Genomic DNA, 16,146 nt, shown 5'->3' on the forward strand with positions numbered 1-16,146 from the left:
TTAAATGTGACGGTTTCAATCGATTTCGTGAAGGGGACGGGCCATAAACCCGCCCCATTCGACAATTTTTAGCCGCGCGCCTTGGCGTTGCGCGCTGCCCAGGTCTTCAGACGCAGGCCATTGAGGCGAATGAAGCCCTCGGCATCCTTGTGGTCATAGGCCACCGCGCCCTCTTCGAAGGTCACGAGATCTTCCGAATAAAGGCTGTAGGGCGATGTACGCGCCACCACATTGGCCGAGCCCTTGTAGAGCTTGATGGTGACTTCGCCGGCCACGAATTCCTGGCTCTTGTCGATCAGCGCCTGCAGCATTTCGCGCTCGGGCGAGAACCAGAAGCCATTGTAGATCAGCTCGGCATATTTGGGCATGATCTCATCCTTCAAATGAGCCGCGCCGCGATCAAGCGTGATCGATTCAATGCCGCGATGAGCATGCCAGAGGATCGTGCCGCCCGGCGTCTCATAGACGCCGCGCGACTTCATGCCCACGAAGCGATTTTCGACGAGATCGAGCCGCCCGACGCCATGCTTGCCGCCCAGCGCGTTGAGCTTTTCAAGCAGGCTGGCCGGCGAGAGCTTCTGGCCATTGACCGAAACAGCGTCGCCCTTCTCAAAACCGATCTTCACATATTCGGGGGTGTCAGGCGCCTGTTCGGGCGCAACGGTGCGCTGGAACACATAGTCGGGCGCTTCCACACCCGGATCTTCCAGCACCCGGCCTTCGGAGGATGTATGCAGCAGATTGGCATCGACCGAGAACGGCGCATCGCCGCGCTTGTCCTTGGCAATCGGGATCTGGTTGGCCTCGGCATATTCGAGCAGCTTGGTGCGGCTGCGCAGGTCCCATTCGCGCCAGGGGGCGATGACCTTGATCGACGGGTCGAGCGCATTGGCGGTCAATTCGAACCGCACCTGGTCATTACCCTTGCCGGTAGCGCCATGGGAAATGGCATCGGCGCCGGTTTCCTGGGCGATTTCGACCAGCCGCTTGGCGATCAGCGGCCGGGCAATGGAGGTGCCGAGCAGATAAAGACCTTCATACATGGCATTGGCGCGGAACATCGGGAACACGAAGTCGGCCACGAATTCTTCGCGCAGATCCTCAATGCGGATGTCCTTGATGCCGAACATCTCGGCCTTCTTGCGCGCCGGCTCCAGTTCTTCGCCCTGCCCCAGATCGGCGGTGAAGGTCACCACCTCGCAATTATAGGTTTCCTGCAGCCATTTCAGGATGATGGAGGTGTCGAGCCCGCCCGAATAGGCCAGCACGACTTTTCTTATTTCATTCGCCATGGTGTGTGCCCCAGTAAAGGATGATGACAGGATAAGCCCGAAATTGCGCAATGAACTTGCGATTATCGTAAGCCTAGCGCAGTTTGTGGCAGATTGTGCCAACTGGTGAATTCAACAGAGCGGAAAATGCCAGAAACCATAGATGCCATCGACCGCCGGATTTTGCGAGCATTGCAGCGCAATGGCCGGATGTCCAATGTCGAGCTGGCCAATGCTGTTGGCCTATCTCCCTCGCCCTGCCTCCGGCGGGTGCGCCTGCTTGAGGAAAAAGGCGTTATTGATCAGTATGTTGCGATTCTCAACGGCCCCAAGCTCGGCCTCGGACTGACGGTGTTCGCCCGCATCTGGTTCAAGACCCAGGACGCCGAGACGACCAATCAATTCGCCGAAACGGTCAGAAAATATCCTGAAGTGGCAGAGTGTTACCTGACAACGGGGGAATGCGACGCGATCATGCGGATCGTGACGACGGACCTGCACGCCTATTGGCGCTTCCAGTCCGACCACCTGATGCGTATTCCCAGCGTGCAGAGTGTCAAAACCGACGTACCCATGGAGACCATCAAGGCCAGCCGGGAACTCCCGGTGTGAGGCCATGACTGTGTTGATGAACAGAATTTGACCAATTCTGAACGCCCTACCCCGAAGCGGCGAAAAATGCGATTGTCCGCGCCTGTCACTCCGAGACCGCCATGCCAGTTTTCATCCCGGACCTGCCCGTCATCCTCGCCTTTGCGCTGGCGACAATCGTCCTCGCCATTACGCCGGGACCGGACATGGCGCTACAGATGAGCCGCGCCATCAATTATGGCCGGTCTCATGGACTGGCCGCCATGTTCGGCGCCATGGCCGGCATTCTGGTCCACACCATGCTGGTGGCCTTCGGAATCTCCGTCCTCATTATCGCCGCGCCGCCATTGTTCCTGGCGCTCAAGATCGCCGGGGCCATCTACCTGCTTTATCTTGCCTATCAGGCCGTGTTCCACGGCGGCGGACTGCGCCTTGCCGAGGCCGCGCGCAAGCCCCCCACGGTGCGGCAGAGCTTCATGACTGGCATTGGCATCAACTTGCTCAACCCCAAGGTGGTGCTGTTCTTCGTGACCTTCCTGCCCCAATTCGTCGACGCCCATGATCCAGGCGCCACCGGCAAGCTGATCTTCCTCGGCCTCGAATTCGTGGCCCTATCCATTCCTCTGGGCGTCGTCACCGTGCTGGCCGCCGAAAGGCTGGCGGCGCTGTTCCGCTCCTCCAAATGGGTGGAACGGGCGCTGAACTGGAGCTTTGCCGCCATTTTTACCGCCTTTGCCGCCACCATTCTGACGGCGCAGGCTCGGCACTAGGGCAGGACCGATGAATTACCGCCACGCCTTTCACGCCGGCAATTTTGCCGACGTTGTAAAACACACCATCCTCACGCGCATCCTCACCTATCTCATGAACAAGGACGCCGCCTTCCGGGTGATCGACACCCATGCCGGCCTCGGCATCTATGATCTCTTCGGCGACCAGGCGGAAAAGACCGGCGAATGGCAGGACGGCATCGGCCGGCTGATTCACGTGAAACTTCCAGCAGCTGTTGCGGATTTGCTGGCACCCTATCTCGATGCGGTAAAGGCCCGGAACACGGACGGCGCGCTGCGCTACTATCCCGGCTCGCCCTTCATCACCCGGCATATGTTGCGCGACCAGGATCGGCTGATGGCCTTCGAGCTGCATCCGCTCGACGCGGATCGGCTGAAGGAGAATTTTGCGGGCGATTTCCAGACCCGGATTACCCAGCTCGACGCCTGGGACATTTTCGGCACCCACCTGCCGCCCAAGGAAAAGCGGGGCCTGGTGCTGGTCGATCCGCCCTTTGAAGAAAAGGGCGAGTTCAGCCGCATGGTGCAAAGCCTCGAAAAAGGCCACAAACGCTGGCCCGGTGGCACCTATGCCTATTGGTATCCGATCAAGGAAATGGAAGAGGTCGAGGGTTTTGTGAAAGCCCTCAAGGCCACAGGCATTCCCAAAATCCTGCGGATCGAACTGACCATCCGCCCCGCGTCCCAGCCGCCGCGCCTTTTTGGCACCGGCATGATGGTGGTCAATCCGCCCTATGTGCTGGAACAGGAGATGCGGGTGCTTCTGCCAGTGCTTGCCAACGTGCTGGGTGAAAGCGGCCAGGGCCGCTGGGCGCTGCAATGGGTGGCGGGGGAATAGCTACCAAATCCGTCCAGGCCAGATGTCGTTGCCTTCAAATGCCTCGAAGGCTCATGGGTTCGAAGAAATCCGGGCCCGGACCCAGGTGCTCAAGCAGACCGAACTTGAACTCGCGCTTTAAAGGTTGGGGAACAGGGACCATTGCACGGCTGTACCGTCATCCTTGTCAATGATGACTTCCTCACCAGACAAGGCTGCGTCGATGAGATCGGAAAGCGCGTCCCGGGCGTTCTGTACGGAAACTTTCATGTTGCCTCCACGCACTCAACATAGCGCAGAGTACCAGCATCCGCCGGATTGCCTCGTCCCGCTGCCTTGCGGGCTCGCTCACAGCACCAGCAGCGCGTCTCGGTCTTTCTTGCTCAGGCGTTCGCTTTCGCTCTTGAGCTGGCCGCAGGCGGCGAAAATGTCGCGGCCGCGGGGGGTGCGGACGGGGGAGGCGTAGCCGGCCTTGTTGACGATGTCGGCAAAACGCTCGATGCGCGAGGAGGGCGAAGTGCCATAGTTCGACCCCGGCCAGGGGTTGAACGGAATAAGGTTGATCTTGGCGGGAATGCCCGCCAGGAGCCGCACCAGTTCGCGGGCCTCGGCATCGCTGTCATTGATGCCGTCGAGCATCACATATTCAAAGGTGATGCGGCGGGCATTGGAAAGGCCGGGATAATTCTTGCACGCTTCAAGCAGTTCCTTGAGCGGCCACTTCTTGTTGATCGGCACCAGCACATCGCGCAGATCATCGCGCACGGCATGCAGCGAAATGGCCAGCATGACATCGATCTCGCGACCGGTCGGCTCGATATAGGGCACAACGCCCGAAGTCGAGAGCGTGATGCGACGCTTGGAAATCGACATGCCGTCGCCAGCCGAGGCAATCAGCAGCGCCTGCTTGACGTTGTCGAAATTATAGAGCGGTTCACCCATGCCCATCATCACGATATTGGTGATGGCGCGGCTTTCCCCACCGGGCACGAGACCCCCATCATCCGGGCGCGACCCGCCGGGAAAATCGCCAAGGCGCTCGCGCGCCATCAGGATCTGTCCAAGCACTTCACCAGCGGTGAGATTGCGGACGAGCTTCTGCGTGCCGGTATGGCAGAACGAGCAGGTGAGGGTGCAGCCAACTTGTGAAGAGACACAAAGTGTCCCGCGATCGCTTTCCGGGATATAGACGGTTTCCACCTCGACCGGCGGCATGTTGGGATTGGCCGGATCGCGGAAGCGGAACAGCCACTTGCGGGTGCCATCGACCGAGACCTGCTCGGAGACGATTTCCGGGCGGTCAAGATTGAAGGTATCGGCCAATTTCTGGCGCACCGGCTTGGCCACATTGGTCATGCGGTCGAAATCGGTGACACCATTGACATAGAGCCAGTTCCACAACTGGCTGGCGCGCATGCGCCCTTCCTTTTCGCCCACCACATCATGCGCCACCAGGGCTTCCGCCAGCGCGGCCTTGGAGAGGCCGATCAACGCCGGGCGGCCGGTCGCGGCGGGGCGAACGGCACTGGAATGGTCAAGGTTCAGCGCTATGCTCATGGCAGGCACACAGGGTCCGAAAATGCGGGAAGTGCGCGCCAATAGCATGAAGGCGGCAAAATATCAAAGTCACGCTGCCGGGAGGGTGGGTTGCGATGGGTGCACGATCCCATGACGCACAACTGACTGGTCCCCTCGCCCCTCAGGGGAGAGGGCCAGGGTGAGGGGTGAAGACCCATCGAAAGAACCTTGAAGTTGAACCCCTCATCCGGCGCTTGCGCGCCACCTTCTCCCCTCAGGGGAGAAGAAAGGGAAGCGTCCCCCGCGCAAAAGACCTAGCACTCAGCGCCGATGGCCTGCTGGGCGGCCGTGGCGCCGGAGAGCGAATAGGACTGGGTGATCTTGGTGCCCGTCGCCGATGTGCCGGTAATGGTGACGGTCGACCCGGCGCGGATGGCTGCCGCCAGATTGGCCGCCTGGGCGCTGTCATCGAGCCAGGCCGCATCATTTTGCGTAAAGAGCGCGAAGTCCTGCCCGCCGACGCTGGCCGTTGCCACCGAGCCAGTCTGGAAGGTGTAGCCCGCCACCACATTGAACTCGGCCGCCACGTCCTCGCTGGGACGATTGGTGATGTAGAGATAGGCGTCGCCATAGCCCTCGGGTGTCGGCTCGGTGGTTTTCGGCTTGGTCATGGCAAAGCAGATGGTGCCGCCACCATCGTCAGCGGCAAAGCTCGACCAGTCGCGAAAGTCCCCCAGCACCCGCGCTGACTGCGCCTGTGCCGGCACCAGTGCGGCGAGGATCAGAAGGGATGCAAGCGGCAGGGCGGAAATTCGGATCATGAAGTCTCGGGCTCTTGGCAGAACTGGGCAGCGGTACGGGTCCCGACGCCCAGTTACAAATGTTCGCGGGAAAGGAGCAAGCCCCTTACTGGCAGGCCGCGTCAATGGCGTTCATCGCCGCGGTGGCACCCGAGAGGGAATAGGTGTCGACCGTATTGGTTCCACGCTGGCTGGTGCCTCGCACCACCATCTGGCTGCCGGCCTTGAAGGCGGTGACGAAACCGGGCTCGTCGCTGCTTGAGGCCAGCCAGGCCGTGGAGCCGCGGGCCGCCATCACATAGCTCTGGCCATCGATCGCGGCAGACGCCTTGGCGTCGCTGGTGTTGTAGGGATAGCCGATCTGGGTCTGGACTTCGTTCTTCGAGCCCATGCCCTTGCGGTGAACGATCAGGAACTTGATCGGGTCGCGATTGACTCCAGCCGGTTCGCTGCTCTGGGGTTCACCAATGATGAAGCAAAGCTGGCCGCTCTGGTCGCTGGCCGTATAGGCGGACCAGGCATTGAAAGTCCCGAGCTCCGTGGCCTCCTGCGCCTGCGTCGCCGGCGCGAGGGCCATGACTGCCGCGACCGCAAGCCCGCGTACAAGGCCATCGGTTTTGTTCGTCATCGCCAATTCATCCTCTTGTCTTGCTGCAGTTCGGGGGCGTTCTGCCCGTCCAGTGTGCCCCGAACATGGTTACCAAGGTGTCAAAAACCCGTCGGCCCCCGCCGTACCTTGTGAGCTTTTGCTTCAAATGAAAGCCAAAGGCGGCGGGATTGCGGCGCCCTGTGTCCGGGACAGCCTCGTGTGGAGGCAAAGGGTTAACGAGTGCCTAACAAGGGCGTGATCCGCACTCAGGCGGCCAGCGGATAGCTCTGTTCGACGAGATAGGGCCCGCCACCCACCGAATCGCGGCTCGAAAAGAGCACGAAACGCACCGGCACAAAGCTCAGCGGCTCGAACCGGGCCGCCTCGGCCATGAAACGGGCGACGTCCTCGGCCGAAGTGCCACGCAAGCGCGCCAACGAGACATGGGGCACGAATTTCCGGCCTTCGGGCGGCAGGCCGACGCGCTGCAGCATGCGCTCCTGCGCCGCCTGCAACCGGTTGAGCGCCTCGGAAGGCTCCACCCCGGCATAAAGCGCCCGCGGCTTGTCGCCGCCGAATGTGCCCAGATGCGTCAGCCGCAGCGAAAACTGCAGCGAATTGGACAGCCGCTCGAGACTGTCCACGACCTCATCGGCGGTATTGCCATCGACATCGCCGATGAAGCGCAGGGTGATGTGGTAATTCTCGGGATCGATCCAGCGGGCGCCGGTGAGGCCACCCCGCTTGAGCGAGAGGGCAAATCCCACATCGGGTGGGATTTCAAGACCGGTAAAGAGCCGGGGCATGGTGAGCCTCCCTGGCATGTGTTGCCGCAGCGCGCCGCGCAGAAAACCGGTGTCCACTTTTCCGCGCGATGCGGTGCTCCGCTCGATTCGCCTCGCCAGCCTAACACAATCGCTTCATCGGTCGAGGCCCGGCGTCGTTCCGTTGCGATTGTCCTTGTCAATCAATGACACCCTCCCCATATTCTCACCTCAAGTGGCAATGCAAATTGCCCCCTGCGGTGACAGAACCGCGAGCTATTTGGGAAAGGGAACCTGAGAATGGCTGAATATGACCGTCAGACCCTCGGTGCGCGGGCCGGCTCGGCCTTGGCCATCGACGAGGGCCTTCGCAGCTATATGCTGCGTGTCTACAACTATATGGGCCTTGGCCTGGTGGTAACAGGCGTCGTCGCCTATTTCACCAGCCAGTGGGCCATGTCGAGCCAGGCCAATGCCGAACTGCTTTACGGCAGCCCGCTGGCCTGGGTGATCATGCTCTCGCCGCTGGCCTTCGTGCTGGTGCTGAGCTTTGGCATCAACAAGCTTTCCGTCGGCGCTTCGCAGGCCATCTTCTGGGCCTTCGCGGCCGTGATGGGCCTGTCGCTGTCGTCGATCTTCCTGGTCTATACCGGCACCTCCATCGCCAAGGTGTTCTTCATCACCGCCGCAACCTTCGGCGCGATGAGCCTTTACGGCTACACCACCAAGCGTGACCTGACCGGCATGGGCAACTTCCTGATGATGGGCCTGATCGGCATCATCATCGCTTCGATCGTGAACATCTTCATGGCCTCGTCCATGCTCGACTTCGCGATCTCGGTGCTGGGCGTTCTGATCTTCACGGGTCTGACCGCCTATGACACCCAGAAGATCAAGGAAAGCTATTCGCAGAGCTATGGTGCCGACGTGCTGGCCAAGAATGCCATCATGGGCGCGCTCTCGCTCTACCTCGACTTCATCAACCTGTTCATGATGCTGCTGCGCCTGTTCGGCAACCGCGAATAACATGACGATTTCCTTGATCGCGCGATCAAGGAATTTGGTTGGACGTCAAAGGGGACCGCAGCTTAAGAAGGCTGCGGTCCTTTCTTATTGAGCGTCTGCCGTGTCCGACTATTCCCTGCGCCCCTTCGCCTGGTCCGATGTCCCCGCCATCACGACGATCTATCGTCATTATGTGGACAACACCGCGATCACCTTCGACACCGAAGCGCCGGGCGAAGAAGCGATTGCCGAAAAATATGCGGGCCTCAAGAAACTCGGGCACCCGCTGATCATCGCCGAACGCGCCGGCACGGTCGTCGGCTACGCCTATGCCAGCTTTTATCGCCCCCGCGCCGCCTATCGCTTCACCTGCGAGGATTCGATCTATCTCGACCCCAACGAGACCGGCCGGGGCCTGGGCAGGATCATGCTGACCGAGCTTCTGGCGCAATCCAAGGCGTTCGGCTTCAAGCAGATGCTGGCCGTGATCACCGCCGACACGGCAAACTCAATAGCCATCCACGAAAAGTTCGGCTTCCAGCGGGTGGGCTATTACACCGGGGTCGGCTTCAAGTTCGACCGCTGGCACGACATCGTGCATCTGCAAAAGGCGCTTTAGCGACCCAGCCGCTTGTGCATGGCAAAACATGCGGCGGCGCCATCGGGCAGAGTATCGGCAGACCAGCCCTGGGCGAAATAGAACGTCTTCGCGGTGGTCGTGGCCCTAAGCTTTCCTTCGGCAAAGCCCCGGCTTGCCAGATCCGCTTCCATATGGGCCAGCAGCGCCTTGCTGACGCCGCGAAAGCGCGCTGACGGGGCAACGTAGTTGAGGGCGATTTCCCCCGCCGCCGTGGTTGCGCCGACCGCGACGATCTGTCCGTCCAGTTCCGCCACGGCCATGAAAAAGCCCTCCCGCGCCAACATGTCGAGAATGCCGGCCGGCGTCTTGTTGGCCGTCCAGTCTGCGATCTTTTCCCGATCGTCTCCGTGGTCGGCATGGCAAAGTTCGGTAATGGAGGCGATCAGCACCGCACTCATGGCGGACGCGTCTTCGCGCTGCGCCTCACGGATGAGAAAACTCACCCCACCACCATCAAATCCGGGTCAAGCACCCGCAAAACCTGCGCCAGATCGTGGCCGCGCTTGAGCACGCGGCCTTGCTGGTTGGTGACCATGTACTGGCCCTGCTTGTTGCGCAGCTTGGGGTTCTTCTCGACCACGAACAGCGGGCGTTCGGAAACGCGGGCATAGATGGAAAACAGCGCCCGGTCCTTGAGGAAATCCATGGCGTAATCACGCCATTCGCCGGTGCCCACCTTGCGGCCATAGACCGCCAGGATCTGCATCAGCTCCTTGCGGTCAAAGGCAATGATGGGCTGCACGGGCCGGTTCGGCTGGGCATTGGGCTCACCCACATGCACCAGCGCCAGATTGGTTCGACTATCGTCTGGAGGACCCTGCACGCCGCCTCAATGCCCTGTCGTCACACCGTCATGATCGGCGCATTTGGCAACCTTGGCAAGAGGCCGCAAAAACCCCAATTCGGCCACGATTTGTCCATTTGCGTGCCCCATTGGCAAATCAAAGTCCAACCATTGCCTCCAGTGGCTGGCAATCGGGCCGACGAGCCCCCAAACCAGAAGGCCCGGTTGCCAGCCTCCCTATTTGAGTTGACCAAAGTCAGTCGCCCGCTCCCGCCCCCGGAGCGGGCGCTTTTTTTGGCTCAATTGAAGCTATAGGCTGCGGCACCCAGAATTGGACCGGGCAGGCCATTGCGTTCCTGCTGCACCAGAACGGCAACGCCGCCATTGTGATTATCGGCGAACTGGTCGAGCGGCAGCTTGACCTCGGCCCCGGCCCCGGCCTCCCACATGCCTACGATCTGCCGGTCGACAACGACCTGGGTATAGACCATGGACTTGCCGGCATTCTCGCCCTTGTCGATGGCCACATCGGCGCGGTCGAGATAGCGGATCAGCCAGATGGTTGCGTCCTCAAGCGCCGCATCGGCCGGCACGACGAGCTTGAGCATGTCGCCATGCACGCTCAGCGACACGGCAAGCGGCAGCTGCGCCGAGGCCACGGCGTCCTGGACCTCGTCACGCTTGGAACCGACGACGCCTTCGGCGCCATTGATGACCATTTGCGGCGTGAAGATGCGCGACGAACCCCAGCTCTTGGCATAGGCCCGCTGGCGGTCGGAAAAGCCCTTGTCGCCAAAAGTGTCCTCCCAACCGATATAGTCCCAATAGTCAACGTGATAGGCCAGCGCCACCACGTCGTCGCGCTCGGCCAGACTGGTCAGCAGCGCATCGGCCGGGGGGCAGGAAGAACAGCCCTGGCTGGTGAACAATTCGACCACCGCCTTGGGCTCGAGCCTGAGTGAATCGGCCTGCGACGCGCCAGACAGCACGAGAGACAGAACAGCGCCAGCAATGAGGCCGGGAGAGAGGCGGACAGACATGGGCAAACTTGTATGCCGCAGCGCGCTGTCCTGCCTAGTCAAAAGCGGGTGAGCCGGCGCATTTCTCACGCGCGATAGACAATTCCGGCCAGGCGCGCCAGGGCAGCGACAGCGGCGGCGCTATCCTGTGCGTGGCCCGAGACGGCAACCTGAATTGCTATCGCCAAAAAGACATCGGCGCAAAGCTCGGGATTATCCTGCTGCTGCCGGGCAAAACCCGCCACCAGACCCGCTCGCAAGCGCGCGGTCGCGGGATCGAGCACAATGCTGCATTGCTCCCCATCTCCATCCAGCGTCAACAGACGCAGCAGCGCCTTGTCGGCCGCAAGAAAATGCAGCAGCGGGGCAAATTTGGCTGCCAGGCGCTGCGGGGTGATGGCGAAGTCCGGGTCCGTGGCGAGAGCAGCGCTGGTCCGATCAAGTTCCTGCGCCAGAAACCCAGCCAGAATGGCCAGTTTCTCGGAAAAATGGGCCAGAACCGAGCCCTTGGCGATGCCGGCCTCCGCGGCAATCTGGGCAATGGTGATGGCGTCATAGGGGCGCTCGCGCCAGAGTCGTTCCACGGCCGCCAGAATGGCGCTGCGCGTTTCGGCCGAGCGGGTCTGCGTGCCCTTGATGCGTTGGATCATGACGGCTTCATATCAAAGTTGACCACGGTCAAGAAGTGGCTTCGTGCGTTATTTATTGACCACGGTCAAATAAGGAGCCCAGCGTGCCCAAGTGCCTTGTTCTGAACGGCCACCCTCTCCATCCCAGTTTCAGTGGCAGCATCGCAGATCGCTATGGTGCCATATTAAGCCGGTCCGGCATGGACATTCAGCGTCTCGATCTCTCTGCATTGACCATCCCCGAACTGGCGACGCGAAAACCTGCCGAGGCCGAAATGACCGGCGACGTCGCGCGGTTCTGGGACGCCATGACCTGGGCCGATCATGTGGTGATCGTGCACCCTCTGTGGTGGGGCGGCATGCCGGCCAAGCTCAAGGCGCTGTTCGACATCGGCCTGCAATCGGGCAAGGCTTATCGCTACCGGCCCAACAATCCCCTGCCCCTGGGGCTGCTCGCAGGCCGGTCTGTCCGGCTGATCGTCACCTCGGACACGCCCAGCTGGTTCATGGCCCTGGGCTATGGCAATGCCCATTTCCGCGCCATGCGCCGCCAGGTGCTGAAGTTCATAGGGCTCTCGCCGGTGCGCGCGACCCATCTCTCAGTGATCCGGCATTCAACCCCGCAACAGCGCGCCCGCCTGATGGCGCGGATCGACCGGGACGCCCGCGCCGACCTGCAGCTGCTGGCCAGAACCCGGCGCCCCGCGGCGCTTGCCCAAAGCCTGTAGCCCAAACAGAAACGGCGGCCCCGAGGGACCGCCGCTTGCAGGTTTGGCAATGTAAGCGGCGCTTACGCGGCCACCAGGCTCCGCAGCACGTAATGCAGGATGCCGCCGTTCTTGTAGTAATCGAGCTCATTGGCCGTATCGATGCGGCAGCGGGTCTCGATGGTGACCACCGAGCCATCGGCGCGGGTGATCTTCACATTGACCATGGCGCGCGGCACGATTTCGGTGACGCCTTCGATATCGACGGTTTCGGTGCCATCAAGACCCAGGCTCTGCCAGCTCTCGCCATCCTTGAACTGCAGCGGGATGACGCCCATGCCGACGAGATTGGAGCGGTGAATACGCTCAAAGCTCTGGGCGATGACAGCGCGCACGCCCAGCAGATTGGTGCCCTTGGCTGCCCAGTCACGCGAGGAGCCGGTGCCATATTCCTTGCCGGCAAAGATCACCAGCGGAGTGCCCTTTTGCTGATAGGCCATGGCCGCATCATAGATGGCCATCTGCGACCCATCCGGCCCGCGGGTATAGCCACCCTCGACACCATCGAGCATCATGTTCTTGATGCGGATATTGGCAAATGTGCCGCGCATCATCACTTCATGATTGCCGCGACGGGCGCCGTAGGAGTTGAAATCCTTTGGCGCAACCTGGCGCTCTTCGAGATACTTGCCGGCCGGGGTGGCGGCCTTGAAAGAGCCGGCGGGCGAAATGTGGTCGGTGGTGATGGAGTCAAGGAACAGCGCCAGAACCTTTGCCTTTTCGACATTGGTGACCGGCTTGGGGTCCATCGACATGCCCTCGAAATAGGGCGGGTTCTGCACATAGGTGGAGGATGAATTCCAGCCGTAGGTTTCCCCGCCTTCAACGGCGATGGACTGCCAATGCTTGTCGCCCTTGAACACATCGGAATAGCGCGAGCGGAACATGTCGGCAGTCACGTGCTGGCGCACGATCTCGGCGACCTCGTGATTGGTGGGCCAGACATCCTTGAGATAGACCGGCTTGCCATCCTTGCCCGTGCCCAGCGGCTCGGTGGTGATATCGACATTGAGCGTGCCGAGCAGGGCATAGGCCACAACCAGCGGCGGGGAGGCGAGATAGTTCGCCCGCACGTCCGGGTTCACGCGGCCCTCGAAATTGCGATTGCCCGAGAGCACCGATGCAGCGACCAGCTTCTTGTCGTTGATGGTCTCGGAAATGGCCGGCGGCAGCGGGCCGGAATTGCCGATGCAGGTGGTGCAGCCATACCCCACGAGGTTAAAGCCGATGGCATCGAGATCGTCCTGCAGGCCCGCAGCGGTCAGATAGTCGGTGACCACCTGCGATCCGGGCGCCAGCGAGGTCTTGACCCATGGCTTGGCATCGAGCCCGAGCGCCCGCGCCTTGCGAGCGACGAGACCGGCGGCAACCAGCACGGAAGGGTTGGAGGTATTGGTGCACGAGGTGATGGCAGCAATCACCACCGAACCATCGCCAACCTGGAAGTCCTCGCCCTTGACCGGGAACTGCGTCCCGGGGGCAACCTCGCCACGACCGGCGGCCAGATCGGGGAGCGCCTTGGCAAAAGCCGAGGTAACGTCCTTGAGGGCCACGCGGTCCTGCGGGCGCTTGGGACCGGACAGGGACGGCACCACCGAGGAGAGGTCCAGTTCGAGGGTCGAGGTAAAGACCGGATCAGGCGTCTCGGCAGTACGGAACATGCCCTGGGCCTTGGAATAGGCCTCGACCAGAGCGACGCGGTCGGCGTCGCGACCGGTGGTGGTCAGGAACTTGAGCGTATCGGCATCGACGGGGAAATAGCCGCAGGTGGCGCCATATTCCGGCGCCATATTGGCAATTGTCGCCTGATCTTCGAGGCTGAGGTAATCGAGGCCAGGGCCATAGAATTCCACAAACTTGCCGACCACGCCCTTCTTGCGCAGCATTTCGGTGACGGTCAGCACCAGGTCAGTGGCGGTGATGCCTTCATTGATCTTGCCGGTCAGCTTGAAGCCGACGACTTCGGGGATCAGCATGGTGATCGGCTGGCCCAGCATGGCCGCTTCGGCCTCGATGCCGCCCACGCCCCAGCCCAGAACCGCCATGCCATTGACCATGGTGGTGTGCGAGTCGGTACCCACCAGCGTATCGGGATAGGCGACGGTTTCGCCGTTCTCTTCCTTGGTCCAGACGGTCTGGGCCAGATATTCCAGGTTCACCTGGTGGCAGATGCCGGTGCCGGGGGGCACGACGCGGAAATTGTCGAAGGCCGACTGGCCCCAGCGCAGGAATTCATAGCGCTCGCCATTGCGCTCATATTCGAGCTCGACATTCTGGTTGAAGGCCAGCGGCGTGCCGAAATTGTCGACCATCACCGAGTGATCGATGACCAGATCGACGGGCACCAGCGGATTGATCTTCTGCGGATCGGCGCCGAGCTTGGCGGTGGCGTCGCGCATGGCGGCCAGATCGACCACGGCAGGCACGCCAGTGAAATCCTGCATCAGCACGCGGGCCGGACGATAGGAAATCTCGTGATCGGACTGGCGGGTGACCAGCCAGGTGGCCACGGCCTCGATATCAGCCTTGGTGACAGTGCGATTGTCTTCAAAGCGCAGCAGGTTTTCCAGCACCACCTTCATCGAGCCGGGAAGCTTGGAAACGCCCTTGAGGCCGTTCTTTTCCGCTTCGGCGATGGAATAATAGGTGTAGGTCTTGCCGCCGACCGTCAGCGTCGACTTGGATTTGAAGCTGTCTATCGAGGTCATGATGCTCCGCCCTTTTGCTGCTTATGGCGCCCATCTTCGCTGGCTTGGGACCGAAGAAAATGTCGCGCTTTTCTGGAATGACTCCAAACTCACTGGGCTTATAGTCAATCGTCAAAGCCCTTGCCAGTACGACCATGGGTTCAATACGAGATGGGGCCATGACGCAAAGGCAAGTCTATCCGCAAATTCTTGTTAAGGCAGAGGGCCTTGCCATCGGCCATGGCGAGACTGTGCTGGCCCGGAATTTGTCGCTGTCCGTCGGCGGCGGCAGCGGACTTTTGCTGCGTGGACCCAATGGCGCCGGCAAATCCACCCTGCTGCTAACCCTGGCGGGCCTGCTGCCAGCGCTCGCTGGTCGGGTGGCCTTGGAGGGCAGCGATGCCGAGGACGGCCCCGCGCTGCATCATTGCGGCCACAAGAACGCGGTGCGGCCGCGCCTGAGCGTCATCGAAACGCTGGCCTTCTGGGCAGCGCTGAATGGCACGACCGGTCTCGTGCCCCAAGCCGCGCTCGAGCGGGTCGGGCTCGGGCGCATGGCGCGGCTCGATGCGGGCTATCTGTCGGCCGGGCAGCAAAGGCGGCTGGTGCTGGCGCGGCTGCTGGTTTCGCGCCGCCCGGTCTGGCTGCTCGACGAGCCCAGCGCGGCGCTTGATGCACAGGGTCATGCTCTGCTCGCAGCGCTGGTGGACGAGCACCTGGCCGCAGGTGGGCTGGCCATCATCGCCACCCACGACCAGACCGGCTTTGAGAACCTGTCGACCCTGACCCTGGACCGGGCGGCATGAGCGGATTTCTCGCGGTGCTGCGGCGTGACCTGCGCCTGGCCCTTTCGGGGGGCGGCGAAATGCTCACCCTGGTGCTGTTTTTCATCATTGTCGGGGCGATCACGCCCTTTGCCGTGGGCCCCGACCGGGCGCTGCTGGCGCGGATTGCCCCCGGGGTGATCTGGATTGCGGCCTTTCTTGCCATGCTGCTCGGGCTCGACCGGCTGCTGCGTCCCGACCGCGACGATGGCACGCTGGCGCTCTATCGCCGTGCCGACGCGCCGCTGGCGGCCGTTCTGTTCGCAAAAGTGATCGCCCATTGGCTGACCAGCGCCCTGCCGCTGATCCTGGCCGCGCCCTTCCTGGCGCTGATCCTGGGCATGGACATGGAGGCGTTCTGGCGCACCCTGTTGTCATTGCTGCTGGGCACGCCGGCACTGGCCGCCTTTGGCACCTTTGGCGCAGCCATAACCGTGGCCGTCCGGCGCGGCGGGCTGCTGGCGCCCATCCTCATCGCACCGCTCTGCGTCCCAGTGCTGATCTTTGGCGTGGGTGCCATCGCGCCCCTGGGCGGACCCGATCAGGCCAGCGCCGCGCTGCTCTTGCTTGCGGCACTCAGTCTCATGGCCACGGCGCTCTCTCCCTTTGCCGCCGCGCTTGCGATAGACTGGGGAGAAGAGTAGAGCGCG

The 16,146-nt window shown here is 61.9% G+C and carries 19 protein-coding genes; 8 read left to right on the forward strand and 11 right to left on the reverse strand.

The features are described from left to right. Positions 1 to 68: 68 nt before the first annotated feature. Entirely contained in the window at positions 69 to 1,292 is a 1,224-nt protein-coding gene (locus NIM87_RS05005) for an argininosuccinate synthase (RefSeq protein ID WP_254673538.1), read from the reverse strand. Between the two features lie 126 nt (positions 1,293 to 1,418). Between NIM87_RS05005 and NIM87_RS05010 the strand changes: the two genes are divergently transcribed. From NIM87_RS05010 to NIM87_RS05020, 3 genes are all read left to right on the forward strand, one after another. After that, entirely contained in the window at positions 1,419 to 1,883 is a 465-nt protein-coding gene (locus tag NIM87_RS05010; RefSeq protein ID WP_254673539.1) for an Lrp/AsnC family transcriptional regulator, read from the forward strand. 101 nt (positions 1,884 to 1,984) lie between these two features. Then, positions 1,985 to 2,632, forward strand: coding sequence for a LysE family translocator (locus NIM87_RS05015; protein WP_254673540.1), 648 nt, complete (start codon positions 1,985 to 1,987; stop codon positions 2,630 to 2,632). 10 nt (positions 2,633 to 2,642) lie between these two features. Then, on the forward strand, positions 2,643 to 3,491 hold the full coding sequence (locus tag NIM87_RS05020) for a 23S rRNA (adenine(2030)-N(6))-methyltransferase RlmJ (RefSeq protein WP_254673541.1): 849 nt from the start codon (positions 2,643 to 2,645) through the stop codon (positions 3,489 to 3,491). Between the two features lie 117 nt (positions 3,492 to 3,608). On the opposite strand, the gene NIM87_RS18565 is transcribed toward NIM87_RS05020, so the two are convergent. The 5 genes from NIM87_RS18565 to thpR all read right to left on the reverse strand — a co-directional run bounded on the left by NIM87_RS18565 (position 3,609) and on the right by thpR (position 7,183). Beyond that, complete coding sequence (locus tag NIM87_RS18565) at positions 3,609 to 3,740, reverse strand: hypothetical protein (RefSeq protein ID WP_269467938.1); 132 nt, start codon at positions 3,738 to 3,740, stop codon at positions 3,609 to 3,611. Positions 3,741 to 3,818: 78 nt separating this feature from the next. Next, complete coding sequence (rlmN, locus tag NIM87_RS05025; RefSeq protein ID WP_254673542.1) at positions 3,819 to 5,027, reverse strand: dual-specificity RNA methyltransferase RlmN; 1,209 nt, start codon at positions 5,025 to 5,027, stop codon at positions 3,819 to 3,821. A 275-nt stretch (positions 5,028 to 5,302) separates the two neighbouring features. After that, positions 5,303 to 5,809 carry an invasion associated locus B family protein gene (locus NIM87_RS05030; RefSeq protein ID WP_254673543.1) on the reverse strand — a complete coding sequence of 169 codons (507 nt, stop codon included), beginning with the start codon at positions 5,807 to 5,809 and terminating at the stop codon, positions 5,303 to 5,305. Between the two features lie 85 nt (positions 5,810 to 5,894). Next, the gene (locus NIM87_RS05035) at positions 5,895 to 6,416 is read right to left on the reverse strand and encodes an invasion associated locus B family protein (protein WP_254673544.1); all 522 of its coding nucleotides are present in this window, start codon (positions 6,414 to 6,416) and stop codon (positions 5,895 to 5,897) included. 227 nt (positions 6,417 to 6,643) lie between these two features. Then, the gene (thpR, locus tag NIM87_RS05040; protein WP_254673545.1) at positions 6,644 to 7,183 is read right to left on the reverse strand and encodes an RNA 2',3'-cyclic phosphodiesterase; all 540 of its coding nucleotides are present in this window, start codon (positions 7,181 to 7,183) and stop codon (positions 6,644 to 6,646) included. Positions 7,184 to 7,441: 258 nt separating this feature from the next. Between thpR and NIM87_RS05045 the strand changes: the two genes are divergently transcribed. Then, positions 7,442 to 8,167 (forward strand): Bax inhibitor-1/YccA family protein, encoded by a 726-nt coding sequence (locus NIM87_RS05045; RefSeq protein ID WP_254673546.1) that lies wholly within the window; start codon positions 7,442 to 7,444, stop codon positions 8,165 to 8,167. A 100-nt stretch (positions 8,168 to 8,267) separates the two neighbouring features. Further along, positions 8,268 to 8,765: a GNAT family N-acetyltransferase gene (locus NIM87_RS05050; protein WP_254673547.1), complete on the forward strand. Its 498-nt coding sequence runs from the start codon at positions 8,268 to 8,270 to the stop codon at positions 8,763 to 8,765. Here the strand turns inward: NIM87_RS05050 and NIM87_RS05055 are convergent. The 4 genes from NIM87_RS05055 to NIM87_RS05070 all read right to left on the reverse strand — a co-directional run bounded on the left by NIM87_RS05055 (position 8,762) and on the right by NIM87_RS05070 (position 11,239). Continuing rightward, the gene (locus NIM87_RS05055; RefSeq protein WP_254673548.1) at positions 8,762 to 9,229 is read right to left on the reverse strand and encodes a GNAT family N-acetyltransferase; all 468 of its coding nucleotides are present in this window, start codon (positions 9,227 to 9,229) and stop codon (positions 8,762 to 8,764) included. The two genes, NIM87_RS05050 and NIM87_RS05055, sit on opposite strands and share 4 nt — an antisense overlap. Next, the gene (locus NIM87_RS05060) at positions 9,226 to 9,609 is read right to left on the reverse strand and encodes a DUF2794 domain-containing protein (RefSeq protein WP_254673549.1); all 384 of its coding nucleotides are present in this window, start codon (positions 9,607 to 9,609) and stop codon (positions 9,226 to 9,228) included. The genes NIM87_RS05055 and NIM87_RS05060 overlap by 4 nt, the downstream gene beginning before the upstream one ends. 260 nt (positions 9,610 to 9,869) lie before the next feature. After that, the gene (locus NIM87_RS05065) at positions 9,870 to 10,610 is read right to left on the reverse strand and encodes a DUF1223 domain-containing protein (protein WP_254673550.1); all 741 of its coding nucleotides are present in this window, start codon (positions 10,608 to 10,610) and stop codon (positions 9,870 to 9,872) included. Between the two features lie 65 nt (positions 10,611 to 10,675). Continuing rightward, positions 10,676 to 11,239, reverse strand: coding sequence for a TetR/AcrR family transcriptional regulator (locus NIM87_RS05070; RefSeq protein WP_254673551.1), 564 nt, complete (start codon positions 11,237 to 11,239; stop codon positions 10,676 to 10,678). An 83-nt stretch (positions 11,240 to 11,322) separates the two neighbouring features. Here NIM87_RS05070 and NIM87_RS05075 point away from each other — a divergent pair, with 83 nt between their 5' ends. Continuing rightward, positions 11,323 to 11,946: an NAD(P)H-dependent oxidoreductase gene (locus NIM87_RS05075; RefSeq protein WP_254673552.1), complete on the forward strand. Its 624-nt coding sequence runs from the start codon at positions 11,323 to 11,325 to the stop codon at positions 11,944 to 11,946. Between the two features lie 62 nt (positions 11,947 to 12,008). Here the strand turns inward: NIM87_RS05075 and acnA are convergent, their stop codons facing one another. Then, entirely contained in the window at positions 12,009 to 14,693 is a 2,685-nt protein-coding gene (gene acnA / locus NIM87_RS05080) for an aconitate hydratase AcnA (RefSeq protein ID WP_254673553.1), read from the reverse strand. Positions 14,694 to 14,851: 158 nt separating this feature from the next. Here acnA and ccmA point away from each other — a divergent pair, with 158 nt between their 5' ends. Then, positions 14,852 to 15,478, forward strand: a complete 627-nt coding sequence (ccmA, locus tag NIM87_RS05085; RefSeq protein WP_254673554.1) for a heme ABC exporter ATP-binding protein CcmA — start codon at positions 14,852 to 14,854, stop codon at positions 15,476 to 15,478. Further along, the gene (ccmB, locus tag NIM87_RS05090) at positions 15,475 to 16,140 is read left to right on the forward strand and encodes a heme exporter protein CcmB (protein WP_254673555.1); all 666 of its coding nucleotides are present in this window, start codon (positions 15,475 to 15,477) and stop codon (positions 16,138 to 16,140) included. Before ccmA ends, ccmB begins: the two co-directional genes overlap by 4 nt. The last annotated feature ends 6 nt before the right edge of the window (positions 16,141 to 16,146 follow it).

The sequence above is a fragment of the Devosia ureilytica genome (assembly GCF_024273195.1).
Lineage (GTDB): Bacteria > Pseudomonadota > Alphaproteobacteria > Rhizobiales > Devosiaceae > Devosia > Devosia ureilytica.